At 74.0% G+C, this 22,318-nt stretch carries 21 protein-coding genes; 7 read left to right on the forward strand and 14 right to left on the reverse strand.

Annotated features, from left to right (window positions below; all coding sequences use genetic code 11):
• The first annotated feature begins 58 nt into the window (after positions 1-58).
• The 4 genes from ABZX22_RS04760 to ABZX22_RS04775 are packed head-to-tail and all read left to right on the forward strand — an operon-like array spanning position 59 to position 3,802.
• Positions 59-1,267 (forward strand): MFS transporter, encoded by a 1,209-nt coding sequence (locus ABZX22_RS04760; RefSeq protein ID WP_354906119.1) that lies wholly within the window; start codon positions 59-61, stop codon positions 1,265-1,267.
• Positions 1,268-1,276: 9 nt separating this feature from the next.
• On the forward strand, positions 1,277-2,644 hold the full coding sequence (locus tag ABZX22_RS04765; protein WP_354906121.1) for a DNA-3-methyladenine glycosylase 2 family protein: 1,368 nt from the start codon (positions 1,277-1,279) through the stop codon (positions 2,642-2,644).
• On the forward strand, positions 2,641-3,141 hold the full coding sequence (locus tag ABZX22_RS04770; protein WP_354906122.1) for a methylated-DNA--[protein]-cysteine S-methyltransferase: 501 nt from the start codon (positions 2,641-2,643) through the stop codon (positions 3,139-3,141). The genes ABZX22_RS04765 and ABZX22_RS04770 overlap by 4 nt, the downstream gene beginning before the upstream one ends.
• A 49-nt stretch (positions 3,142-3,190) precedes the next feature.
• Positions 3,191-3,802 (forward strand): AAA family ATPase, encoded by a 612-nt coding sequence (locus ABZX22_RS04775; protein WP_354906123.1) that lies wholly within the window; start codon positions 3,191-3,193, stop codon positions 3,800-3,802.
• A 2-nt stretch (positions 3,803-3,804) separates the two neighbouring features.
• On the opposite strand, the gene ABZX22_RS04780 is transcribed toward ABZX22_RS04775, so the two are convergent.
• Positions 3,805-4,686 (reverse strand): ion transporter, encoded by an 882-nt coding sequence (locus ABZX22_RS04780; RefSeq protein WP_354906124.1) that lies wholly within the window; start codon positions 4,684-4,686, stop codon positions 3,805-3,807.
• A 72-nt stretch (positions 4,687-4,758) separates the two neighbouring features.
• Entirely contained in the window at positions 4,759-5,400 is a 642-nt protein-coding gene (locus ABZX22_RS04785) for a hemerythrin domain-containing protein (protein WP_354906126.1), read from the reverse strand.
• A 72-nt stretch (positions 5,401-5,472) separates the two neighbouring features.
• On the opposite strand from ABZX22_RS04785, the gene ABZX22_RS04790 reads away from it, so the two are divergent.
• Entirely contained in the window at positions 5,473-6,294 is an 822-nt protein-coding gene (locus tag ABZX22_RS04790) for a MarR family transcriptional regulator (RefSeq protein WP_354906128.1), read from the forward strand.
• A gap of 38 nt (positions 6,295-6,332) precedes the next feature.
• Here ABZX22_RS04790 and ABZX22_RS04795 read toward each other — a convergent pair whose 3' ends face one another.
• The 12 genes from ABZX22_RS04795 to ABZX22_RS04850 form a co-directional block, all read right to left on the reverse strand.
• The gene (locus ABZX22_RS04795) at positions 6,333-7,253 is read right to left on the reverse strand and encodes a hypothetical protein (protein WP_354906129.1); all 921 of its coding nucleotides are present in this window, start codon (positions 7,251-7,253) and stop codon (positions 6,333-6,335) included.
• Entirely contained in the window at positions 7,250-7,837 is a 588-nt protein-coding gene (locus ABZX22_RS04800; protein WP_354906130.1) for a hypothetical protein, read from the reverse strand. Before ABZX22_RS04800 ends, ABZX22_RS04795 begins: the two co-directional genes overlap by 4 nt.
• Positions 7,838-7,898: 61 nt before the next feature.
• A complete protein-coding gene (locus ABZX22_RS04805) occupies positions 7,899-10,784 on the reverse strand; it encodes a BTAD domain-containing putative transcriptional regulator (RefSeq protein WP_354906132.1) in 2,886 nt (961 codons plus the stop codon).
• Between the two features lie 291 nt (positions 10,785-11,075).
• Positions 11,076-11,507 carry a pilus assembly protein TadG-related protein gene (locus ABZX22_RS04810; RefSeq protein ID WP_354906134.1) on the reverse strand — a complete coding sequence of 144 codons (432 nt, stop codon included), beginning with the start codon at positions 11,505-11,507 and terminating at the stop codon, positions 11,076-11,078.
• Positions 11,504-11,893, reverse strand: coding sequence for a TadE/TadG family type IV pilus assembly protein (locus ABZX22_RS04815; protein ID WP_354906492.1), 390 nt, complete (start codon positions 11,891-11,893; stop codon positions 11,504-11,506). Before ABZX22_RS04815 ends, ABZX22_RS04810 begins: the two co-directional genes overlap by 4 nt.
• 5 nt (positions 11,894-11,898) lie before the next feature.
• A complete protein-coding gene (locus ABZX22_RS04820; protein ID WP_354906136.1) occupies positions 11,899-12,291 on the reverse strand; it encodes a TadE/TadG family type IV pilus assembly protein in 393 nt (130 codons plus the stop codon).
• Positions 12,292-12,374: 83 nt separating this feature from the next.
• On the reverse strand, positions 12,375-12,602 hold the full coding sequence (locus tag ABZX22_RS04825; protein WP_354906138.1) for a hypothetical protein: 228 nt from the start codon (positions 12,600-12,602) through the stop codon (positions 12,375-12,377).
• The gene (locus ABZX22_RS04830) at positions 12,602-13,522 is read right to left on the reverse strand and encodes a type II secretion system protein (RefSeq protein WP_354906139.1); all 921 of its coding nucleotides are present in this window, start codon (positions 13,520-13,522) and stop codon (positions 12,602-12,604) included. The genes ABZX22_RS04825 and ABZX22_RS04830 overlap by 1 nt, the downstream gene beginning before the upstream one ends.
• Positions 13,515-14,570 (reverse strand): type II secretion system F family protein, encoded by a 1,056-nt coding sequence (locus ABZX22_RS04835; RefSeq protein WP_354906140.1) that lies wholly within the window; start codon positions 14,568-14,570, stop codon positions 13,515-13,517. Before ABZX22_RS04835 ends, ABZX22_RS04830 begins: the two co-directional genes overlap by 8 nt.
• On the reverse strand, positions 14,564-15,862 hold the full coding sequence (locus tag ABZX22_RS04840) for an ATPase, T2SS/T4P/T4SS family (protein WP_354906142.1): 1,299 nt from the start codon (positions 15,860-15,862) through the stop codon (positions 14,564-14,566). Before ABZX22_RS04840 ends, ABZX22_RS04835 begins: the two co-directional genes overlap by 7 nt.
• On the reverse strand, positions 15,859-16,593 hold the full coding sequence (locus tag ABZX22_RS04845; RefSeq protein WP_354906144.1) for a hypothetical protein: 735 nt from the start codon (positions 16,591-16,593) through the stop codon (positions 15,859-15,861). The genes ABZX22_RS04840 and ABZX22_RS04845 overlap by 4 nt, the downstream gene beginning before the upstream one ends.
• Position 16,594: 1 nt before the next feature.
• Complete coding sequence (locus tag ABZX22_RS04850; RefSeq protein ID WP_354906145.1) at positions 16,595-17,272, reverse strand: hypothetical protein; 678 nt, start codon at positions 17,270-17,272, stop codon at positions 16,595-16,597.
• A gap of 238 nt (positions 17,273-17,510) precedes the next feature.
• Here ABZX22_RS04850 and ABZX22_RS04855 point away from each other — a divergent pair, with 238 nt between their 5' ends.
• Positions 17,511-17,729, forward strand: a complete 219-nt coding sequence (locus ABZX22_RS04855; protein ID WP_354906147.1) for a hypothetical protein — start codon at positions 17,511-17,513, stop codon at positions 17,727-17,729.
• A 113-nt stretch (positions 17,730-17,842) separates the two neighbouring features.
• Complete coding sequence (locus tag ABZX22_RS04860; protein WP_354906149.1) at positions 17,843-22,309, forward strand: FtsK/SpoIIIE domain-containing protein; 4,467 nt, start codon at positions 17,843-17,845, stop codon at positions 22,307-22,309.
• The last annotated feature ends 9 nt before the right edge of the window (positions 22,310-22,318 follow it).

Here is a 22,318-nt window from a genome sequence, read left to right on the forward strand (position 1 = left end):
ATTCGCTGTCTCCTTAATCCATCGCCATTAGACCATCGCCGCAGGCATGGTGCCAGGCATGGATCGCGCATTCCGGCGGCTGTACGTGGCCGCGTTCGGCAGCCAGTTCGGCACCCAGCTCTCCTACGTGGCGCTGCCGCTGCTGGCCGTGAGCGTGCTCGACGCGAGCGCGGGCGAGGTCGGCCTGCTCAGCTCGCTGGCGACACTGGTCGTGCTGGTGATGGGCCTGCCTGCGGGCGTATGGGTCGACAGGGTACGGCGGCGCCCCGTCATGGTGGCCATGGACCTCCTCCGCGCGGCGGCGCTCGTCTCGGTCACGGCGGCCTGGTGGCTGGACGCGCTGACGATGGAGCAGCTGTACCTGGTCGCGATCGTCTCGGGCGTCGGCACCCTGTTCTTCGACGTCGCCTCGCACAGCCTGGTGCCCGCGCTGGTCGGCCGCGACCGGCTCACCTCCGCCAACTCGCTGCTGGTCGGGACAGCCTCGGCGATGTACATCTCCGGACGCAGCGTCTCCGGCGTGCTCACCCAGGTGCTCGGCGCGCCGCTGGTGCTGCTGCTCGACGCGGTGACGTACGTGTGGTCGGCGCTGTGGCTGCGGGGGATCCCCGCGGCCGGGCCGCCGCCTGCCGTACGGGAGCCGGTCGGGCGGCAGCTGCGCGAGGGCCTGCGGTTCCTGTTCGGCAACCGGATACTGGTGCCGATCGCGGCCCAGGGGGCGCTGGCCAACCTCGGCTTCCCGCTGGCCACGGTGCTGCTGCCGGTGCTGCTGGTGCGGGATCTCGGCTTCCCCGCGTGGGTGTACGGCGCCTTCCTGGCGGCCAGCGGGGTGGGGGCGCTGGTGGGATCGGCCTGCGCGCACCTGTGCGCCAGGTGGCTCGGCCAGGGCCGCGCGGTCTGGCTGATCGGCGTGCTGACCGGGCCGTTCTCCCTGCTGGTTCCGCTGCTCGACCAGGGCGTCTGGATCTGGCTGTCGGCCGCGGGCTTCTTCGTCCAGTCCGTGCGGACGGGGGTGAACAACGTGCTGCTGGTGAGCTTCAGGCAGCAGCTCACACCCGACCACATGCTGGGCCGGATGACCTCGATCATGCAGGTGATCCTGATGGGCGCGGTGGGGCTCGGCGGGCTGCTGGCGGCGGGCATCGGCGAGCTGTGGGGGGTGCGCGCCACGCTCTGGGCAGGCGCGATCCTCACCGCGCTGTCGTGGACACCGCTGATCACGGTGAGGTCTGAAATCCGCCAGTTGGGGGCACCCAGCAGGGGATAGCGTCGTGGCATGGAAACGTTGGACTTCGACGCCTGCTACCGCGCGGTGTCCGCGCGGGACTCCAGGTTCGACGGGCGCTTCTACACGGCGGTGAAGACCACCGGCATCTACTGCCGGCCGATCTGCCCGGCGCGCACCCCCGCCTCGCGCAACGTGCGCTTCTACCGGCACGCGGCCTCGGCCGAGGCCGCGGGCTTCCGGCCGTGCAAGCGGTGCCGCCCCGAGCTGTCGCCCGGCGACCCGGGCTGGGACGTGCGCGGCGACCTCGTGGGGCGGGCGCTGCGGCTGATCGACGACGGCGCGGCCGACGACCACGGCGTGGCGGGGCTGGCGACGCGGCTGCACATCACCGAACGGCACCTGCACCGGCTGTTCGTCGCCGAGCTGGGCGTCGGCCCGCTGGCGGTGGCCCGCACCAAGCGGCTGCTGCTGGCCAAGCAGTTGCTGACCGAGACCGCGCTGCCGGTGACGGAGGTGGCGTTCGCGGCGGGCTTCGGCAGCGTGCGGCAGTTCAACGCCACCATGCAGGAGACCTACGGCTTCACGCCGTCGGAGATGCGCGCCACCGCGCACCGGCCCGGCGCCCCCGCGGCGCTCAGGCTCCGGCTGAACTGGCGGGAGCCGTACGACGTGGAGGGGCTGTTCGCCTTCCTGGCCGCGCGCGCCGTCCCCGGGCTGGAGCGCGTCGAGCACGGCTCCTACCGCCGGGCGGTGCGGGGCGGCTCGATCACGCTGACGCCGGGAGACGGGCACGTCCTGCTCGACGCGTCGCTCGACGACACCAGGCATCTGGCCAGGCTCGTGGCGCGCTGCCGCAGGCTGCTCGACCTCGACGCCGACCCCGCCGCGATCAGCGAGGCGCTCGGCGCGACGTCGCTGGCCCCGCTGGTGGCCGCCCGTCCCGGGCTGCGCGTGCCGGGCGCGTTCGACGGGTTCGAGCTGGCCGTACGGGCGATCGTCGGCCAGCAGATCTCGGTCGCGGGCGCCAGGACGCTGCTCGGCAGGATCGTCGACAGGGCGGGCGGCTTCCCCACCGCACCGCAACTCGCCGACATGGACCTGTCGGGGCTCGGCATGACCACCAGGCGCGTGGCCACGCTGAAGGACCTGGCGGGCCGCGTGGCCGCCGGCGCCATCGACCTCGACGGCGGCCAGGACCCCGCCGACGCGGTCGCCGAGCTGCTCACGGTGCCGGGCATCGGCCCGTGGACGGCCGGCTACATCTCCCTGCGCGCGCTGCGCGACCCCGACGCGTGGCCGGCCGGCGACCTCGTCCTGGACAAGCGCATGGCCGCGCTCGGCATCCCTCAGGACCATCTCGAACGGTGGCGGCCCTGGCGGGCCTACGCCGCCCTTCACCTCTGGAGCTCTTCATGATCGAAGCACAGCTGCTGCCCACCCCTGCCGGTCCGCTCGCGCTGCTGGCGCGGGACGGCGTGATCGTGGCCGCGGGGTTCACCGCCGAGCCCGCCGACATGTTCGCCCGGCTCTCGCCCGAACTGCAGGCGCTCGGCCTCGACGTCGTGGCCGACCTCGGCGCCCCGGCGGAGGCGGTACGCGCCTACCTGGCGGGTGACCTCGACGCCCTCGACACCGTTCCCGTCGAGCAGCCGGGCTCCCCCACCCGCAAGCGGCTGCACCAGGCGCTGCGCGAGGTGAAGGCGGGCACCACGGTGTCGTACGCGGAGCTGGCCGAGCGAGCGGGGCTGCCCCGGACCGCGGCCAGGGCGGCGGGGTCGGCCTGCGCCCAGAACCTGATCGCGCCGTTCGTGCCCTGCCACCGGGTGCTGCCCAGCACGGGCGGGTTCGGCGGCTACTACTACGGCGTGCCGGTCAAGGAGTGGCTGCTGGAGCACGAGTCGTCGCGCGCCTGACCGGCGCTCGCGGCGCCGGTTACCGATCGCGCGACGTATGCTGGCGCGCATGACCGTCCCCGGGGCGATCGGCACCCTGCGCTACCCAGCCAAGTCGTTGGTGATCGTCACCGGCCTGCCGGGCGCGGGCAAGACGACCCTCCTGCGCCGCCTGTACGGCATGGACGGCACCGAGCGCGTCCCCTTCACCGCCGGGCGGGTGACGGTGATCGACTCGCAGCAGTCACGCGCCCGATGGGACGGCAGGCTGCGCTGGGCGCCCAAACCGGTGCGCACCGGTGTGGTGTTCGCCACGCACGTGTGGCGGATCAGCCGCGGCCTGCGCGTGGGCGGCCCGGTGATCGCGCACAACAGGGGCTGCGGGCCACGCGTGCTGCGGGGCTTCGCGTGGCTGGCCCGCCGCCACCGCGCGCAGCTGCACCTGCTGCTGCTCGACGCGCCCCCTGAGGTCGCTCTCGCCGGGCAGTACGCCAGGGGCAGGGTCGTGGCGGGCGCGACCTTCACCCGGCACCGCCGCCACTGGCGCGCGCTCCTCGACCGGGTGCGCGCGGGCGACCCGGACCCCGCGGCGGGCGCGCTCGTGCTCGACCGCGCGGACGCCGACCGGCTGATCGGCATCCACTTCGGCGACCATCAGGGGCTGGCGGTCTTCGGCGGCTGACGTCAGGGCTCCTGGATGGCGGCTGTCTTCTGCGACTGGCGGCCCGGGCCCACGGCCGTGGCGGTCTTCGGGGACCGGCGGCGCGGGCCGGTGGCGGGCTCGGGCTCCGGCCGCAGGAGCAGCTGGTCGAGTTTGGCGTGCAGGGCGGCCAGTTCCTCCTTGACCGCCGCGAGCTCGACCTGGGTCCGCGTCTCCGCGGCGGACGGCTCGGTGTCGTTCATGGCGTTGACGACGACCGCGATGAACAGGTTGAGCGCGACGAAGGTCGACATCAGGATGTAGACGATGAAGAAGAGCCACGCCCACGGCTTCTCCTTCATCACCTCCTGCGCCACGTTGCCCCAGTCGTCCCCCGTCATGATCTGGAACAGCGTGAACAGCGAGCGCGGCAGCTCGTCGAAGCGCTCGGGCACGATCTCACCGAAGAGCTTGGTCGCGATCACCGCGGCGATGTAGATCATCAGCACCAGCAGGCCGATGATGGAGGCCATCCCCGGCACCGCGGCGAGCAGGGCGCCGACCACGCGGCGCATGCTCGGCACCGCCGACACCAGGCGCAGCGCCCGCAGGATGCGCAGCGCCCTGAGCACCGAGGTGGGTCCGGAGGCGGGCACCAGCGCGACCGCCACGATCACGGTGTCGAACCAGTTCCAGGGGTCGGCGAAGAAGGACCTGCGGTAGGCGTACAGGCGCGCGGCGATCTCGGCGGCGAAGATCGTCAGCGCGATCCTGTCGATCGTGTGCAGCAGCCCCCCGAACCGCTCCATCAGGAATGAACTGGTCTCGCACCCGATGGTGATCGCGTTGATCACGATCACCAGGATGACCGCTCGCTGCACGAGCGAGCTTTCGAGGACCGCACGCACGCGTTCCTGACGAAACACCGGAACCGCTCCCCCAAGGGACGAAGGACACCAATCGGTGATCATCGTAGGGGTGCGGGCGAGTGCCGACGATCATCGTCTTCCGGACGGTTCCCAGATCTTCGACGCGTCGTAGGCGGCACGCCACTCGTCGCGGTAGGCGGCCCGGATGTGATCGGGCATGCGGCCGAGGATGAGCGCGGTCCGCTCCTCGCCCGCGCTGTCCAGCACCCAGGGCAGGTAGCGGGACGCGTCGGCGCCGATCCGCCTGGAGTGCTCCTGGCCGAAGGTCCGCCACTGCTCCTCGGTGACGCTCAGGTCGATCACCGCGAGCGCCTCACGCTCCTCGTGCCGGAGGTGGCCGCCGAGCACCGTGGTCAGGCTGTCGGCGAGGTCGCCGAGCCGTTCGTGGCCCGTGTCGGGATCGGCGATCGCCGCGTCGAAGGACTCCAGGAGGGGGTCGATGAGCGCGTGCTCGGCCTCCATGGCGGCGAGGAGGGCCAGCTCGTCGGTCTGGCCGGCGAGGGCGCGTTCCATCACCGGCCACAGCATGTCGTCCTCGGTGGTGTGGTGCACCCGCAGGTAGGTCTTGAACATCTCCCAGCCCACGGCCGCGCCGAGCAGCCGCCGCGGGTCGTCGCCCGTGCGGGCGGTGATGCGGGCGATGCGCTCCGCTTCGCGCCGGAGGGCGTCGTGCACCGTGACCATCATCGTCATGTCCAGCTTGTACGTCATGCCGGAACCGTAAAGCGACACATGCCTAACTGTCAACATTCCAACTATCAATGCGCTGATATGATGATTCTCGTGTCCACGACGCTGTCCGACCTGCTCAAACTCTCCCTCGGCAACCTGCTGCGCCAGGCGTTCGTACGGCTGGCCGGCGAGTCGCGCTCGCGCGAGTTCGTCGTCCTCGACGTCCTGGCCGACCAGGACGGTTGCTCGCAGCAGGACCTGGTGGAGCGGCTGGGCATCAACCGGACGATCATGGTGCGGCTCGTCGACGCGCTGGAGGAGGCGGGCCACGTCACCAGGACCCGCAACCTCCGCAACCGCCGCTCCAACGAGCTGCGCCTGACCGCCAAGGGCCGCGACGCGCTGAAAGGCATGCGCGAGGCCGCGGCCGCCCACGACGCCGAGGTGACCGCCACCCTGACGCCGGCCGAGCGCACCCGGCTGAACGAGCTGCTGACCCTGCTGCTCCCCGAGCCCGAGCAGGTCCAGAGCACCGCGTACCTGATCACCCAGGCGCACTACCGGCTGCGCCGGCTCGGCGACGCCCTGCTGGCCGACAGCGGGCTGCGGACCAGGCACTTCGGCCCCCTCGCCGGGCTCGACGAGCTCGCGCCCTGCCCCCAGCACCGGCTCGCCCGCCACCTCGGGATCACCGAACCGGCCGCGGCGGAGGTGGTCAACGAGCTGGTCGACGCGGGCCTCGTGGCGCGCGGCAGAGACCCGCACGACCGCCGCCGCTACGCGCTGGATCTCACCGACCTCGGCAGGCGGCGGCTCGCCACGGCCGGCGAGGCGCAGCAGGCGCTCCAGGCGCGGGTACGCGAGCTGCTCGGCGGCCCCGAGCCCGAGCGGGAACTGCGCGAGCTTCTCCAGAAACTGGTCAGCGACGCCTGACGGTGCACACGGTCAGCGACGCCTGACGGTGCACACGGTCAGCGACGCCTGACGGTGCTCTGGACCTCGCCGACGGGTACGTCGCGACTGGCGCCCACCTCGACCGGGTCGTAGGCGAACGGCACCACGTCGTCCTCCACCTCGACGGGCCAGACCGTGGTGACCGTCAGCACGTACACCTCCCGCGGCTGGTCGACGGAGGCCCGCAGGTAGCGCACGCCGCAGGTGAACTCGCCGCCCTTCCGGTACGGCCGGCCCGACGTCCCGCAGTCCTCGCGCACCTCGGCCCGGTCCGGCGACGCGCCCGGGTCGATCTTGATGTCCTGGAGCGAAGCGGTGACGGTCGCGCTCATCACACCCGGGATGGACGCGGTCACCGAACGCGTACTCTCCCCCACCTCACCGAGCCACACCCAGGTCGGCAGGTTGACGTAGCTCTTGGCGTCGGGGTTCAGCCGCACCTGCGGCTCCGGCACGGTCAGCGCGGCCCTGGCGATCTCCACCAGCTCGGCCAGCGTGATGCCGGCCGGCGGCGTGGTGCCCGGCGGCACCCACACGAACTGGTCGAGCGCGCCCCAGCAGGCCCTGCCCCGCGCGTCGGCCTCGTTGTAGGCGGGGGTCCACCAGCGGCCCGGCTGCCCGATCTTGTCCTTGAACTGCTTGAGGAAGGCCTGGAACTGCGCCTCCGTGCCGTCGGGGTGCATCCGGAACCAGTAGGCCCTGACGTCCTCCTGGGTCCTGAACATCTCCGAGGCGTCCGGCCCCGGCTCGTACCAGCAGGGGCGGTCGAGCTGGTAGCCGTCGCCCTTCCCGCTCCTGGCGCCGTTCCCGGTGATCACGATCTTGGAGTTCTCGAGGCGGACGCCGGCCGTCCGGCCGTCCTGGAAGCCGTCGCCGCGCGGACCTCCCGGGTCGAGCAGCAGGAGTCCCGCGGCGGCGGCGGAGAGGAGGCGGTTCATCGGGCGCACCCTTCGTTGCCGTGTCTGAAGTCCTTGACCCGCCAGACGCCGTCGTCGCCCCGGGCGAGGATCATGGCCTGCAGGTAGGCGGCGCGCGTCCAGGCGGGCTGGGTCGGTACGGCGACGCCGCCCCTGCCCGTCAGCAGCCGCAGGCGCGTCTCGTCCACGCAGGCGGCGACCTCGGCGCCGCCGTCCATGACGGCCGTCACGTTCATCGCGTAGATCCGCGCGGTGCCGCGCACCGACCGTCCGGCGAAGCTCTCCACCCAGTCGAGCGCCGCGCGGCCGCCAGGGTCGGCCACCCTCGCCAGGTAGGCGTCGTCGCCGGTGAGAACCGCCTTCCACATGCCGGCGTAGATGTCGGTGAACGCCGTCAGCAGCGCGGCCTGCCGCAGGTCGGCGGTGGCGGGCCGTTCCACCAGCACCTTCGTCCTCGGCCCCACCGGGATCGTCTCGGTCGAGGGGACGGCGGCGGCCGTCGCGGGGGCGACCGCCTGGCGCGGCGCGAAGGGCCGGTCGCCACCGGAGGCCGCGCAACCGGCCCCGAGCAGGGCGGCGACCACCGGTGCGATCAGCCCACGCATGCGGATCACGCTAGGTCTCCCCGCCGTCCGGGAGCCAATGAGGTGCGGGTTTCGGTATGGGTCATGCCGACGACTCCCTGACCACGTGGATCCGCCATGACGGCAGCAGATCGTCGATGAGCGCCTCGGTCTCGGGCGCCATGCCGCCGCCGTACGGGTGCGAGGCGGCCCGGCGCGTCAGGCCCTCGACGACGGCGCGCAGCCGTACCGGGTCGGCCGTGGCGTGCGTGGCGCGCAACAGGTCACGCCAGAGGCCCTCGTCGTCGGCGGCGAGCAGCAGTCCCGCCCGCACCGCCGCCACCGCCGCGTCCGCGTCGCCGTGGGCCAGCCTGACCTCGCACAGCCGGTGGGCGGCGTCGGCGACGGCCGCCGCCACGTCGTACTCCAGCTCGTCGGCTGCCAGCCACGCGTACCTGCCGGCCGGCCTGCCCGCCAGCAGCGGCCCCCTGACCAGCCCGAGCGCCCTCTCCAGCAGGACGGCGCGCGCGGTCGGGTCGTCGTGCGAGCGCCTGACCAGCTCGCGGAAGAGCATCCAGTCGGTGCGCACCTCCGGGCCGAGCCTGAGACGGCCCGCCGCGTCGGTGTGCAGGTGCTCCTCGCCGAGCCAGTGCGCGACCCGCGCGATCGTGGCGTCGCGGACCAGCGCCTGCACGCCGCGCGGCCACAGCACGCCGCCGAGCACGACGGGATGGACCCCGCCCGGGTGCGTGGCCAGGTAGACCAGCAGCTCGGTGGCCAGCTCCATCCGCCCCTCCTCCATCGCCTCCGGGCCGATGACCTCGACCGGGCCGAGCAGCCTGATCTCGACGGCGGGCGGGTGCAGGTCCTCCAGCGGTTCGGGGTCCGGCATCGCCTCGCCCTCGTGGCGCCCGGCGGTGTCGAACAGATCCAGCAGCGCGTGGTAGTGGCGGCGGGGCAGCAGCTGCGCCGTCACCTCCAGGCCCAGCTCGGGGACGCGGGCGCGGCCGTCCTCGGTGATCTCCATGGTCCAGGTGGCGTGCGGCACCTCCCCCGTGACCACGAAGCCCGCCGTGTCCTTCCTGGCGAGCAACGCCAGGCGGCGAGCCTCCTCCTGGGTGGGCGCGACGGCGCTGAGCAGGTAGTGGGCCAGATGCGAGCGGCCGTTGACCCGCCCGGTCAGCACCTCCTGGCGCGGCGCGGCCGACCTCTCCAGCTCCGGGAGGACCTCCGACAGGCTTCCCACGGACCTGACCCGGCCAGGGGCGATCGCGGTCAGCTCCTCGCCGAAGCCGACCAGCGTGACCCGCATCTCGTCCGACCACCTGTTGGTGGCCAGCTCGACCGCCAGGGCGGCCAGGGCGGCGGTGGTGTGCGGGCCGCGGATGTTGATCAGCCCGTGGGCGGCCTCCAGGTCGACGAGGACGCGGCCGCCGCCGTCCGTGCCCAGCGAGACCAGCCCCGGGTACGGCGCGCCGCCGTGCTGCTCCTCCAGCAGCCTGCCCGCGTGGGCGGCCAGCCGCCAGACCTGCCCGCCGTCCTGCGCCTCCCAGGGCTCGGGGGCGTCCTGGGAGGCCGGATGGATCCACAGGTCGAGGGTCCTGGCGGACAGGTGCGCGGCGTAGACGGTGGGCGGGACACGGTCCTGGGCGGCCAGCTCGGCGCCGAGCAGGCGCAGGCCGATGTCCAGCATGCGGGCGCCGGGGGCGTCGGCGCCGAGGCGGAGCGCCACCTCGGCCTTGGCGGCGTCGTCGCGGGGGCGGGCGATGCGGTGGCCGAAGGCGCGGTGCCAGAGCTGGCGGCGCCGCCTGCCGCCGAGGATCACCAGCAGACCGGCGGCGGCCAGGGACGCGCCCGCGAGGTAGTCGACGAGGTCCAGCCCGGGATTCAGGTCGGCGCGATCGGACCGGTCGCCGGCGCCGCCGGACTGCCCCGGCGGGCGGCCCGCATCGCGCGCGGCCGTCTCGGCCGCCTCGGCCCGCTCGGTATCGTGCGCTCGCGCGGCCTCGTCAGCCCTCTTCGCCTCCTCCGCGCGCTTGGCCTCCTCCGCCTGCTTGGCCTCCCTCGCCTGCTTGGCTGCCTCCGCGCGCTTGGCGTCCTCTGCCTGCATGGCCGCCTCCGCCCGTTTGGCGTCCTCTGCTTGCTTGGTGGCCTCGGCCTGCTTGGTGGCCTCGGGTTTCGGCTGCTGGGTCCGTGAGTCCTGGCGGCCGGGTCCGGCCTTCTCCCCCACCGTGGCCGGCGTCTCGCGGGGCGGGCCGGGGTGCTCCTCCAGCGTCCGCTCCCTCGACTGCCCGGCGGGCACGATGTGCACGTTGACCGCGTCGTCCGGCATGTCCAGCACCCAGCCTGGCCTGATCAGGTCCGCCATCCGCAGGCGGGACCCGTCGGGCTGCTCCTTGTGCTGGTTCAGCTGGAAGATCTCCGGATATCGCCGCCCGTCGCCCAGGCACTTCTCCGCGATCTCCCACAGGCTCTCGTGGTGCCTGCCGTGCGGCGGCTGCACGGTGTAGACCTTCTTGGCCTTGTAGGCGACCGTCTCCGCCTCGGGCACCGGGGCCGCGTACGCCACCGCGGTCATCGCGGGCCGCGCGACCGGCGCGCCCAGCCCGGACACCGGCACGACCACCGCCCCCGCCGTGAACAGCAGCAGCACCGCCGACACCAGCCTGTTGGCCAGCGCCTGCGTCGCCCCCGACAGCGGCACGCGCGCCGGCATGCCGACCCGGCGCACCCCGCCGTAGACCTCGACGACCACGCACACGAACAGCTGGAACCAGGCCAGCCACACCAGCAGCACCATCAGCGCGACGACCGTCCCGGGCCCGACCTGGCTGGTCAGGAGGTCGAGGTCGAGCAGTTCGGGCGAGATAGGCGGGCCCGCCAGCGTCAGCAGCGCGTACGGCACGCCGCCCACGAGCGCGACCAGCACCACGAGCGCGCCGAGCCCCGCGACGATGTCACCGGGCGTCCGTTTCGACGGGATGCGCACGGGGGCGGGCCTCGGCCGCTGACCGGCCCCCCTCGACCGGTCAGCCGGCCGCCCAACGCCACCCGAAGGACCCTCCGAACCGCGCACCGGCCGCCCGGGATCGTCGGTCGGTCGCACCGGCCGCTCCGCTGGTTTCGCGGGACCGGGCGCGGCAGGGGCCGTACCGTCTTCGGGGTGTGCGGGACCGTCCGCGCGCGCGGGTTCTCGCGTCGGCATGGCCTCTCCCTCCTTCACATCCAGCGTCGTCACCCGCCGCGGGCCGGGCCGGCGGGTGACGTGGTTCGGTCTGGCTCAGCGGGCGTCGGGCGCGGCGGTGGCCTGCCCCTCCATCTGCGCGCCTGGGAAGCCCAGCGCTCCGAGGAAGTACGCCGTCCACCGCACCCGTACCGCGACCGTCACCTGCGTCTGCGCGTCGGTGACCGTGCAGGCGGCGGGCCGTACATCGGAGGAGGCGGCCGAGGAGGCGGAGGAGTAGGCCTCGACCACCTCCGCGGCGCGGGCGCACACCTCGTCCTGGCCCAGCAGGCGGGCCTGGCCGGTCTGGCGCAGGTGCTCCACGTCGATCCGGTCCGCGCCCGCCCTGGCCGCCTGCTCGGCCACGTCGGCGGCGCGCAGCCTGGCGTTGGTCGCCGCACCGCTGTCCACGAGCAGGCCCGCCAGCAGGAAGACCACCACCGAGAACAGCACGGTGAACACCGACATCGACCCGCGCTCGCCGCTCACTCGACCCTCCTGAACTGCTCCAGGGGGACGACCGAGGTGCCGGTCATCCGTTTGCCGGCCCCGAAGCCCAGGAACTCCAGGTCCAGCTCGCAGGTGACGGCGGCCTGCACCTGGCCGCCCTCCTCCCACCGGGTTCCCGACAGCGAGACCCGCGGGGCGTCGCACTCGCCTTCCAGCGCCGACCGGGCGCTGTCCGTGGCTGCGGCCTCGGCGGCGTCGAGCGTGCGCTGGACGGAGGCGGCCCGCGCGGCGTCCATGGCCGCGCCGTTCACCTCGCCCTGCGCCTCGACCAGCCGTCCCGCGCCCGCCAGGAACAGCAGGAACAACAGGAAGACCGGGGCCAGCAGCACGGTCTCCACGGCCATCGAGCCGCTGTCGGCGTTCATCGTGCTCAACGGCAGTCCTCGCCTCCGTTGTCGGGGCGGAAGCACTCCACCGGGCCACCCGACGTCGCCGTGATCGTGAACGACAGGTCGGGGAGCAGCGGGATCACCTGGACGGCGCTGCCCGTCACCGTCACCCACCGTTCGTCGGCCCCCCTCGGTACGGCCGACGCGGCGGCGCCGCCGAGGATGCGAGGACCGATGGCGCGGGCGACGTCCTCGGCTCTGGCGACGGCCTCGTCCTGCCAGCTCGTCGAGTCGAACGGGGCCGACCTGGCGACCCTCGCCCCCTCCCGCGCGGCGGCGTCGGCCACCTGCCGTCCGTGGAACCAGAGCGCGACCTGCACGATGAGCAGGACCACGGCGAGCACGACCGGCATGACGAGCGCCAGCTCGACCACCGTGGCCCCTCGTTCCCGCCGCCCCACGCCACCGGGGCTCGCGCGTCGCCGCCGAACCCGCCGCCGCCCCGCGCCACCAGGGTTCACTCGTCGCCGCCGGACCCGCCGCCGCCGAAGCTGTTCTGGAGGTCGGACTGCTTCTGCTCCACCAGCGTCTTGATGAGCGTCGCGAGCCCGAGCGCCACTCCCGCGATGATCGCGGTGATGATCACCCACTCGACGGCGGACGCCCCGCGGGTGGGGGCGGTGCGGGCGCGGTGCAGGCGAACCCCGAGGTAGGCCGTCAGGTACACGATCCAGGGATGGTTCATCAGGACCCCAACATCTTCATCGCGGCGGGAAAACTGAGAAAGATCACGAACCCGGCGCACAGCAGGAGCTGGGCGACGAGCATGGACTGGGACCGTTCGCCCGCCCGCCCCTCGATCTCGGCGAGCTCGCGACGGCGCAGGGTGGCGGCGCGGGCGGTCAGGGAGGCGCGCACCTTCGCGCCGTCGTCGGCGACCAGCCCGAGCGCCGCCGACAGGTCACGCAGCTCGTCGACGTTGATCTCCTCGCCGAGCTGGCCGAGCGCCTGCCACGGGGTGATGCCGACGATCCGCGCGCCGCTGAGCGCCTCCCTGATGCGGGACATCGCCCAGTTCGGCGACTCGCCGCTGACCGAGACGGCCATCATGAGCGCCTCGGGGACGCCGCGCCCGCCGGCCAGGTTCATGGCGACCAGGTCGAGGAAGGCGCCGACGACGTGGCGGAAGTCGCGCCGCTTGGCCGCCGCGTCGCGTCTGATCTGCAGGTCGGGCAGCAGGAAGAAGACCAGCGACACCGCCAGCGCCGCCCAGAACGGGACGGTCAGCGAGACGCCCCACTCCATCAGCGTCAGCCACCCGACGAGCACGGGGAAGGCGAGCAACCCCGAGGCGGCCAGCAGCGCCTTGGTGGCCAGGAACCCCTCGAACGAGCGTCCGACGAGCGCGAGGTCGGCCTTGATCGAGCGGACCTCCCAGCCCCGCGTGGCGTAGAACCGGGCCAGCCGTACCCCGAGGCCGCGCCGGAACGCGCTGACCTCCTCCTCGGGCAGGATCGGCGGGAGCCGCGGGGCGTCGGCGTCCTGCCTGGCGGCGTCGAGGGCCATCAGGCGGGCGACGAGCCCGGGGCGGGCGGGGAAGATCGCCCGCGTCAGGAGGAAGACCCCGAGCCCGAGGGCCCCTCCGGCCAGCACGCCCTCAACCATCCAGGCCTCCTCTCAGGTACGGCGAGCCACCCGGACCGCCCGAGCCGGGACCGCCCAAGCCACCCAAGCCGACCGGACCGGCCGGACCGACCGGACCGACCGGACCGCGCGGGCCGGGACCGACCGGACCGGCCGAGCCGACCCCCGAGTCGCCTGCGGCGCCTGAGGCGCCCGAGGCGTTCGGCGGGCGGTGCGCGGCGGGCTTGGGCTGGTCGAGGGCGAGCAGGCGGGTCGGCTTGTCGAAGCGGGCCAGCCGCCGCATCCACGCGAACCCCGCCCCGAACAGCCCCGCCACCACGACGAGAACCGCCTGGCCCAACCACGAGCGGTACTCGGCCACGTAGGACGGGTTGAACACCACCAGCGCCGCCGCGAACCCGAGCGCGGTGAGCACGACGATCTGCACGGACCTGCGCGTGGAGCGGCGCTCCGCCTCGACCCGGCGGCGCATGTCCAGCTCCTCCCTGGCCGAGACCGCCAGCGCCCCCAGCACGTCGCGCAGGCCGGGCCCGCGCAGCCTGGCGTTGAGGATGAGCGCCGCGACGACCAGGTCGGCGGAGGGGTCGTCGAGCTCGTCGGCGAACAGCCGCAGGGCCTGCGGCAGCGCCATCCTCGTGTGCAGCCGGTCGACCATGGCCCGCAGGTGGGGCCGCAGCATCGGCGCGGCGGCCCGGATCGAGGAGGGGATGGCCTGTTCCAGTCCGGCGGCGCCGGCGATCGTGTCGCGCAGCGACTCGGTCCAGGCCGCCAGGCCCTCCAGGCGCACCATGGCGGCCCGTTCGGAGGCCGCGCCGCCGGACAGGCCGCGCCAGGCGAAGACGAGCAGCGCGGCGCCCACCGCCATCACCGGCCACTGGGTGACGGCCAGGATCACCGTGGCGAGGACCGCGGCCACCGCCGTACGCGTGGACAGCGTGCGGAGCAGCCCGCGCGAGGCCGGCCGGGGGCGGGGGCGGACGCCGTGGATGGAGAGGACCAGCAGGAAGATGCCGGCGCCGGCGCCGGCGCCGGCGAACATGGCCAGGGGGTCGAGGCCGATCATCACCATGCTCCCGGGACGTAGCCGTGGGGGGTGAGCTCGTCGAGGCAGGAGACGGGCGCGTGCGGTACGGCGGAGCCGTCCGGCCCGGCCGCGAAGATCTCGCTGGACAGGACGCGCCCGTCGACGCCGTTCACCTCCCTGACGCTGGAGACGAAGCGCCGCAGCGTGCCGCCGGATGCGTAGTCGTTGCGCTTCTCGATGAAGACGACGAAGTCGATCGCGCCGGCGATGAGCATGTGGGTGGCGTCGACCGGGAGCCGTTCGGCGGCCTGGAGCGCGTAGGTGGCGATGCGGTTGAAGACCTCCATGCTGGAGTTGGCGTGGATGGTCGACAGGGAGCCGTCGTTGCCCTGCGTCATGGCGTTGAGCATGGTGACGATCTCGTCGCCGAGCACCTCGCCGACGATCACGCGGGACGGGTTCATCCGCAGCGACCTGCGCACCAGCTCGGCCATGGTGATCTCGCCCTGGCCCTCGGCGTTGGGCAGGCGCTGCTCGCAGGCGACGACGTTGGGGTGCAGGTCGGGGAACTGGTCGAGGCCGAGCTCCAGCGCGCGTTCGACGGTGATCAGCCGCTCGGCGGCGGGGATCTCGTTGGCCAGGGCCCGCAGGAGCGTCGTCTTGCCCGCGTTGGTGGACCCGGCGATCATGATGTTCTTCCTGGCGGCGACCGCGGCGGTGAGGAAGCGCGCCAGGGTGGGGCTCAGCGTGCCGTTGCCCACCAGGTCGGACAGGAAGACCTTGCCGAGCCTGGCGCGCCGGATCGACACGGCGGGCCTGACCGTCACGTCCATGACGGCCGAGAGCCGCGACCCGTCGGGCAGGCGCAGGTCGAGCTGCGGGTTGGCGGTGTCGAACGGCCGGCTGGACAGCCCGGAGTAGGCGGCCAGGATCTGGATGAGCTCGATCAGCTCCTCGTCGGACTCGGCGACGGGCTCGTGGGTGAGCTCCTGGCCGTCGGCGTAGCCGACGAAGACGCGGTCGCAGCCGTTGATGTCGATGTTCTCGACGTCGGGGTCGTCGAGCAGCGGCTGGAGGCGGCCGACGCCGAACAGTGCGGCGTGGATCCCGGCCGCCAGCGCCTCCTCCTCCTCCAGCGTCGGAGGGGTACGGCCGGAGCCGATCTCGCCGCGCGCGAACTCCTCCAGCACCTGGGAGATCAGCGCCCTGGCGAACTGCCGCTCGTCCTCGCCGGTCATCGCGGGCATGCCGTTGGCCTGGTCGAGGCGGCGCTGGTGGGCCAGCCGGTCGCCGACCTCCTGGCGGAAGCGCTTCACCAGCGCATGGTCGAGCGTCATGGCACCCTCACCTGGGCGGACAGGCGTCCGGCGAGCTCGCGGGCCGTACGGATGAGCAGGGAGCGGTCGAGCCTGCCGCCCCACTGGCCGCGCAGCAGTTCGGCCCCCTTGGGGTCGTGCGCGAGCCCCGCCACGAACGCCGCCTGGCCGCCGACGATCCTGCGCACCTCGTCGACGGAGGCGCGGTAGCTGCGCGGGTCGGCGATGACGACCACCCCGACCTGTGGCCCTCTGGGCCGGACGGCGAGGCGTTCGCGCAGGTGGGCGACGTGGTCGAGGCTGGCCCTGGTGAACAGCACGAGGAGTTCGGCCTCGGCGATCAGCTCGTCCGTCTGCGGGTGGCCGCCGAGCCTGCCGCAGTCGGCCAGCACGTCCGCGTACGGCAGGCCGGCCAGCGCGCGGCCGAGCGGCCCCCACATCCAGGTGAGCCCCGCCGCCTGCTCGCCGTGGGTCAGCCCGGCCAGGACGTCGAGCCCGCCGATGATCTTCTGCGTGTGTTCGTGGATCTGCCCTGGTTCGAGCCCGCGCCTGGCGGTCGCGCCGAGGGTGAGCAGGCCCCGGCCGGGGTTGAGCATGCCGCCGTCGGCGGCGGGCAGCCGGTAGGCGAGGTCGCCGCCCGCCGGGTCGCACTCGGCCAGCAGGACGGCGCGCGGCCAGACGGCGCCGAGCGCGGTCGCCGCGGTGGTGACGCCCGGCGCGCCCTTGTCGGCGGCCAGCACGATCAGCGCCACGTCAGCGCGCTCCCGGCAGCTCGGCCACCGCGATCTCGCCGCTGGAGGCGTAGGCGGCGATCTGCGGCGACACGGTGGCGTCGACGATCACCGTGACCAGTCCGGCCGATCCTGACCTGGTGGGCGCGCCCACGACGTGGACCAGGGCGTTGGGGGCCAGCACCCTGCCCTGCGCGGTCGCCGACCTGCCGGGCACGTGGATGACCTGCACGCGGTCGCCCTCCTTCAGCCCGGCGGGCGCCTGTCCCGGCTTGAGCGCGAGCCCCACCTTCGCCTTGCCTGGGCCGAGCTCCTGGCTGGCGGTGACGGTCATCTGGTCGGTGAGGAGGGTGCCGGGCAGGAGGGTCACGCTCGCGTAGGTCTCGATCACCGCGAACCGCCGCGACCACGCCACATAATCGATGCCGGTATCGGCTATCTGCACTTCTTCCAGTGCGTTCGGGGAGATCTTCTGACCCGCGCCGATCTGTTGCACGACTCTGATCGCGGAAATGCGGTCGCCGCTGCGCATCACCAGCAGGGTGGTGGCCAGCGCGCCACCGAGAATGAGGAGGACGGCGAGCGCGGCGAGCGCGGGTTTCCGCTCGCGGGGCGGCACGGGGAGCTTGCGTGACGTGCTGCTGGAGAGCGCGCCTGCGGGTCCCGCCGCGTTGGCGGCGGGTTTTTCGCTGGTCCTCATAGGTGGGGGGCTCCCATGATGAATTTGCGGAATTCAGGCCATTATGTGCATCTACCGGCCTGGCGCGGGGCCCGAATGCGAGGACTAATGCTCGTTTCGCAGGTGGGAGGCTGTCAACCAGACCCGTTCATTAAAGTCACTTGAATTGCCCCGTTATTCAGTGATAGCAACCACATTGGTCACAGAATTCACGCGCCCGTCCCCCTGAACCTGTTCAAACTGTGCGATGCTGGGCGACATGAGCAGGATGGGCGGGTTCTTCACCCGGCTCCGCCGGCGTTGGGTGGCGCGGGTCGCCGGCGCTCCCGCGACCTCGCGGGTGGTCGGGCGGCTGCACCGCGCGGCGTCGAACCTGGTCGAGGTGACGGCCGAGGTGAACGCGTACGCCGGGCTGCTGGAGGAGAAGGCCGAGGAGCTGAAGGACCGCACGCTGGCGCACCGGCGCCGCCCTTCCTGACCCGGGCGCGGGGTCGGGTCCCGCGAGGATTCATGCCGATGTCGTCGTCCGGGCGGCGGGTACGGCAGGCGCGCGTTAGCGTGGCCGCCGGTCCGATCCCGAGGAGACGGCACATGCGGATCATGCTCACCGTGCTCGACGAGCGCGGCGACCGTGACGTCGTGATCGAGGGCACCGCGGCCACGACGGTCGCCCAGGTGGCCGAGGCGCTGGCCGAGCCGCCCGGCGAGCCGCTGGCCAAGGTGGTCCGCCTGCCCAGGAGCCGCGCGCCGTACGGACTCGGCGAACCGCCCCACGTCCCCCGGCAGCGTGACGCGCCGCGCGTGGCGGCACCTCCGGTGAGCGACACCGGTCTCGGGTTCGGGGGGCCGACGGTGTGGCGCGACGGCCGGCCCGCCGACCCGAGGGCGCCCGCCCGAGCGGTCCTGCGCGACGGCGACACGATCACCCTCGACCCCCGCCTGGCCGGCCTGACCGTGGTGGCCGAGCCCGGCGGGGTGGCCGAGGTCAGGGTCGTCGGCGGCCCCGACGCGGGCGCCGTCCACCGCCTGGGCCTGGGCGTGCACGTCATCGGCGCCGACCTCACGTGCGCGATGGCCGTACGGGATCCGGCGCTGGCCGCCGAGGCCGCGGTCGTGAGGATCACCCCCGCCGAGATCACCGTCGAGCCACCGCCACGCCCGCCCGCCGAGCCGCCCAGGAAGAAGGCGAAAGGCAGGTACGCCGAGGAGCTCGACGAGCTGGCGCTGCGGGACACCCCGCCGGCGGGCGAGCCCCCCGGCGTCCTGCTGGACGGCGAGCCCGTCACCGCCGCCGTCGAATGGCCCGAGCACGCCTTCCTCACCGCCGGCTCCTCGATCTTCACGCTGACCGCGATCGAGCCCGCCGACGCGCACCTGGCGCCGCACCCCGACGGCGGCCTGTCCTACAACCGCCCGCCACGGCTGAAGCGGCCCGACACGGCGCGCGGGTTCGAGGTGCCGCGGGAGCCAGGGCGCGTGGAGACGATGCGGCTGCAGCTGCTGGCCGCCTTCCTGCCCGCGGTGCTGGGCGTGACGATGATGCTGGTCACCGGCCAGTGGTACTACCTGCTCATCGCGCTCATGACGCCGCTCATCATGGTCGGTCAGTGGTGGAGCGAGCGGCGCCACGGGCGCAGGCAGCACAAGCGCTCCGTCAGGCGGTACCGCGAGGAGCTGGCCCTCTTCCAGGAGGAGGTCGAGCTGGCCCGCAGGAACGACCAGCGGGCCAGGAGGGCGGCGGCCCCCGACCCGGCCGAGGTGCTGCTGACGGCGACCGGGCCGCGCGGGCGGCTGTGGGAGCGCAGGATCCACGACGCCGACGCGCTCCGGCTGCGCGTCGGGCTCGCCGACCTGCCGGCCGAGCTGGACTTCGACGTGCCGTACCCCGTTCCGGTGTGCGAGAAGGTGCCGGTGGCGCTGCCGATGCGCAGGCTCGGGGTCGCGGGCGTCACGGGGCCGCGCGAGGAGGCCGCCGGCCTGGTGGCCTGGCTGGTCGCCCAGGCGGCGGCGCTGCACAGCCCGCGCGACCTGGCGATCGTGGTGCTCTCGGCGAGCACCGACGCGCGGGAGCGGTGGGGCTGGGTCCGCTGGCTGCCGCACTGCGCGCCGCACCGTGGCGAGGACTGCGTGGCGCTGGTCGGCGCCGACCCCGAGTCGGCGGGCAGGCGGGTGGCGGAGCTGACCGCGCTGGTCGACGAACGGCTCAGCACCTCGATCCCCGAGTTCGGGAAGGTCCCGACCGGCTGGGACGACCTGGGCGGCCCCGAGGCGGCCGACCGGCGGCCCGCCTACGACGAGCGTCCCTACGACGTGCTGGTCGTGCTCGACGGCGCGCAGGTGCTGCGCGGCCTGCCCGGCATGCCGCAGGTGCTGCGGCAGGGCCCGCGCGCCGGCGTGTACACCCTGGCCGTCGACGACGAGCAGCGGCTGCTGCCCGAGGAGTGCGAGACCGTCGCCACGTGCGGCCCCGACGGCCTGGTACGGCTGCGCGGCGGCGGCCTCGACGCTCTCGGCGCCGTGCTCGCCGACCGGGTGCCGCCGTCGTGGTGCGAGCGCCTGGCCAGGGCGCTGTCGCCGCTTCGCGACGTCTCCCGCGACGACCCGTCGGGCAGCCTGCCCGAGACCGTGCGCCTGCTCGACCTGCTCGACCCGCCGGTCCAGTGGTCCGCGCCGACCACGCGGGCGGTGCTCGGCGTCGGGCCCGAGGGCCCGTTCACCGTCGACCTCGCCGCCGACGGCCCCCACGCCCTGGTCGCCGGCACGACGGGCGCGGGCAAGTCGGAGCTGCTGCAGACCCTCATCTGCGCGCTGGCCGCGCGCAACCGGCCCGACCAGCTGTCGTTCGTGCTGATCGACTACAAGGGCGGGGCGGCGTTCAAGGACTGCGCCAGGCTCCCGCACACCGTCGGCATGGTCAGCGACCTCGACGGCCACCTCACCCAGCGCGCCCTCACCTCGCTGGCCGCCGAGCTCAGGCGCAGGGAACGGCTGCTGCTGGAGGCGGGCGCCAAGGACATCGACGACCACGACGGCACGCTCCCGCGCCTGGTGCTGATCATCGACGAGTTCGCGGCGCTGGTCGCCGAGCTTCCCGACTTCGTGGCGGGGCTGGTCGACATCGCGCGCAGGGGGCGGTCGCTCGGCGTCCACCTGATCCTGGCCACGCAGCGGCCGGCCGGAGTGGTGACGGCCGAGATCCAGGCCAACACCTCGCTGCGGATCGCGCTCAGGGTGACCGAGGCGGCCGAGTCGGCCGACGTGATCGGCCTTCCCGACGCCGCGCACATCTCCAAGGCGACGCCGGGCCGGTGCTACGTCAGGTCGGGCGCGGGGGCGGCGGTCGCCGTCCAGGCGGCGCGGGTGGGCGGCCGGGCGCCCGGCGACGCTCAGGCGCGGCTGCGGGCGGTCGAGCTGGGCTGGCACGCGCTGGGCAGGGCGCTGCCGCCGCCGCCCGAACCCCTCCAGGGGGCGGCGATCAGCGACCTGGCGATCCTGGCCGACACGATCGCGGTGGCGGCGGAGCGGGCCGGCGTGCCAGAGCAGCCGAGCCCGTGGCTGCCGCCGCTGCCCGAGCAGGTGGTCCTCGACCGGCCGGAGGGGCTGGCCTTCGGGGTGAGCGACCTGCCGTGGGCGCAGGCGCGGCGGCCGCTGCGGCTCGACCTCGAGCGGGGCGGGCACCTGCTGATCGCGGGCGCCGCGCGCAGCGGCCGGTCCACCGCGCTGCGCACGATCGCGGGCGCCATCGCCGCCGGGTACTCCCCCGCCGACGTGCACGTCCACGCCGTCGACTGCGGGTCCGGCGCGCTGCTGCCCCTGGTCGCGCTGCCGCACTGCGGCGCGGTCGTGACGCGCGACCAGCTCGACCGGGTGGAACGGCTGCTCGCCGGGTTGCGCGAGGAGGTCGGCCGCAGGCAGCAGCTGCTGGCCGAGGCGGGCCACGCCTCGCTGGCCGAGTACCGGGCGGCGGGCCACCGGCTGCCGTGGCTGGTGCTGATGCTCGACAGGTGGGAGGGATACGTCGCCGCGTTCGAGGGCTACGACTACGGCAGGCTCACCGAGGGGCTGTTGCAGCTGCTCAGGGAGGGTCCCGCGGTGGGGCTGCGAGCGGTGGTGACGGGCGACCGTTCGGCGCTGCTCGGCCAGGTGTCGACGGTCTTCGACGAGCGGCTGGTCCTCCGCCTGGCCGATCCGGCCGACTACGGCCTGGCCGGGCTGCCGGGGAAGGACCTGCCGGCCGCGATGCCGCAGGGCCGCGCGCTGTCCGTGCGGGAGCAGGGCGTCGTGGAGAGCCAGATCGCGCTGCTCGACCCCGACCCGTCAGGTCCCGCGCAGGTCGCCGCGCTGCAGAAGCTGGCCCGCGCCCGCGAGCCCGAGGGCGAGCCGCCGCTGCGCGTCGACGCGCTGCCGATGCGCGTGACCGCGAGCCAGGCCCTGGAGCTCGGCCCCGCGCCGAAGGGTCCGCTGTGGGCCCTGCTCGGGGTGGGCGGCGACGCGCTCGCCCCGGTCGGCGTGGACCTGCTGGCGCACGGCCCCGGCGCGGTGATCGCCGGCCCGCCCCGGTCGGGGCGCTCCTCCGCGCTGCTCACGGCCGCCCGGTCGCTGGTCGCCACCGGCACGCCCGTCGCCGCCGTCTGTCCCCGCCGCAGCCCGCTGCGCGGTCTGGAGGGCGCGCTGGCCGTCCTCGACGGCGACGCCGCCGGGCTGGGCGAGCTGCTGTCCGGCCGTGACCGGTACGTCCTGGTCGTCGACGACGCCGAGCTGGTCAATCCCGACTCGCCCCTGGGACGGCTCCTGGAGGAGACGCTCAGAACCGGCAGGGACGGCGAGCACGGCCTGATCATCGCGGGCGCGACGGCCGACCTGGCGACCGCCTACCGCGGCTTCGTCGCCGAGACCCGCAAGTCGCGCACGGGACTGCTGCTGTCGGTGCAGAGCCCCGCCGACGGCGACCTGTTCACCGTACGGCTGCCGCGCGGCGCGGTCGGCGGGCCGCCGGGACGGGGGCTGCTGGTGACGCTCGGCACCGTCACCCCCGTCCAGGCGGCGCTGCCCAGCTAGAGCTGCCCG

Source organism: Nonomuraea sp. NPDC003804, assembly GCF_040610675.1.
Lineage (GTDB): Bacteria > Actinomycetota > Actinomycetes > Streptosporangiales > Streptosporangiaceae > Nonomuraea.

Excerpts from the sequence above, each read along its gene's own strand:
- ABZX22_RS04760 (WP_354906119.1), top strand. The coding sequence starts at position 59 with ATGGATCGCGCATTCCGGCGGCTGTACGTGGCCGCGTTCGGCAGCCAG.
- ABZX22_RS04765 (WP_354906121.1), top strand. The coding sequence starts at position 1,277 with ATGGAAACGTTGGACTTCGACGCCTGCTACCGCGCGGTGTCCGCGCGG.
- ABZX22_RS04770 (WP_354906122.1), top strand. The coding sequence starts at position 2,641 with ATGATCGAAGCACAGCTGCTGCCCACCCCTGCCGGTCCGCTCGCGCTG.
- ABZX22_RS04775 (WP_354906123.1), top strand. The coding sequence starts at position 3,191 with ATGACCGTCCCCGGGGCGATCGGCACCCTGCGCTACCCAGCCAAGTCG.
- ABZX22_RS04785 (WP_354906126.1), bottom strand. The coding sequence starts at position 5,400 with ATGACGTACAAGCTGGACATGACGATGATGGTCACGGTGCACGACGCC.
- ABZX22_RS04795 (WP_354906129.1), bottom strand. The coding sequence starts at position 7,253 with ATGAACCGCCTCCTCTCCGCCGCCGCCGCGGGACTCCTGCTGCTCGAC.
- ABZX22_RS04800 (WP_354906130.1), bottom strand. The coding sequence starts at position 7,837 with ATGCGTGGGCTGATCGCACCGGTGGTCGCCGCCCTGCTCGGGGCCGGT.
- ABZX22_RS04815 (WP_354906492.1), bottom strand. The coding sequence starts at position 11,893 with ATGAACGCCGACAGCGGCTCGATGGCCGTGGAGACCGTGCTGCTGGCC.
- ABZX22_RS04825 (WP_354906138.1), bottom strand. The coding sequence starts at position 12,602 with ATGAACCATCCCTGGATCGTGTACCTGACGGCCTACCTCGGGGTTCGC.
- ABZX22_RS04830 (WP_354906139.1), bottom strand. The coding sequence starts at position 13,522 with ATGGTTGAGGGCGTGCTGGCCGGAGGGGCCCTCGGGCTCGGGGTCTTC.
- ABZX22_RS04835 (WP_354906140.1), bottom strand. The coding sequence starts at position 14,570 with ATGGTGATGATCGGCCTCGACCCCCTGGCCATGTTCGCCGGCGCCGGC.
- ABZX22_RS04840 (WP_354906142.1), bottom strand. The coding sequence starts at position 15,862 with ATGACGCTCGACCATGCGCTGGTGAAGCGCTTCCGCCAGGAGGTCGGC.
- ABZX22_RS04850 (WP_354906145.1), bottom strand. The coding sequence starts at position 17,272 with ATGAGGACCAGCGAAAAACCCGCCGCCAACGCGGCGGGACCCGCAGGC.
- ABZX22_RS04855 (WP_354906147.1), top strand. The coding sequence starts at position 17,511 with ATGAGCAGGATGGGCGGGTTCTTCACCCGGCTCCGCCGGCGTTGGGTG.
- ABZX22_RS04860 (WP_354906149.1), top strand. The coding sequence starts at position 17,843 with ATGCGGATCATGCTCACCGTGCTCGACGAGCGCGGCGACCGTGACGTC.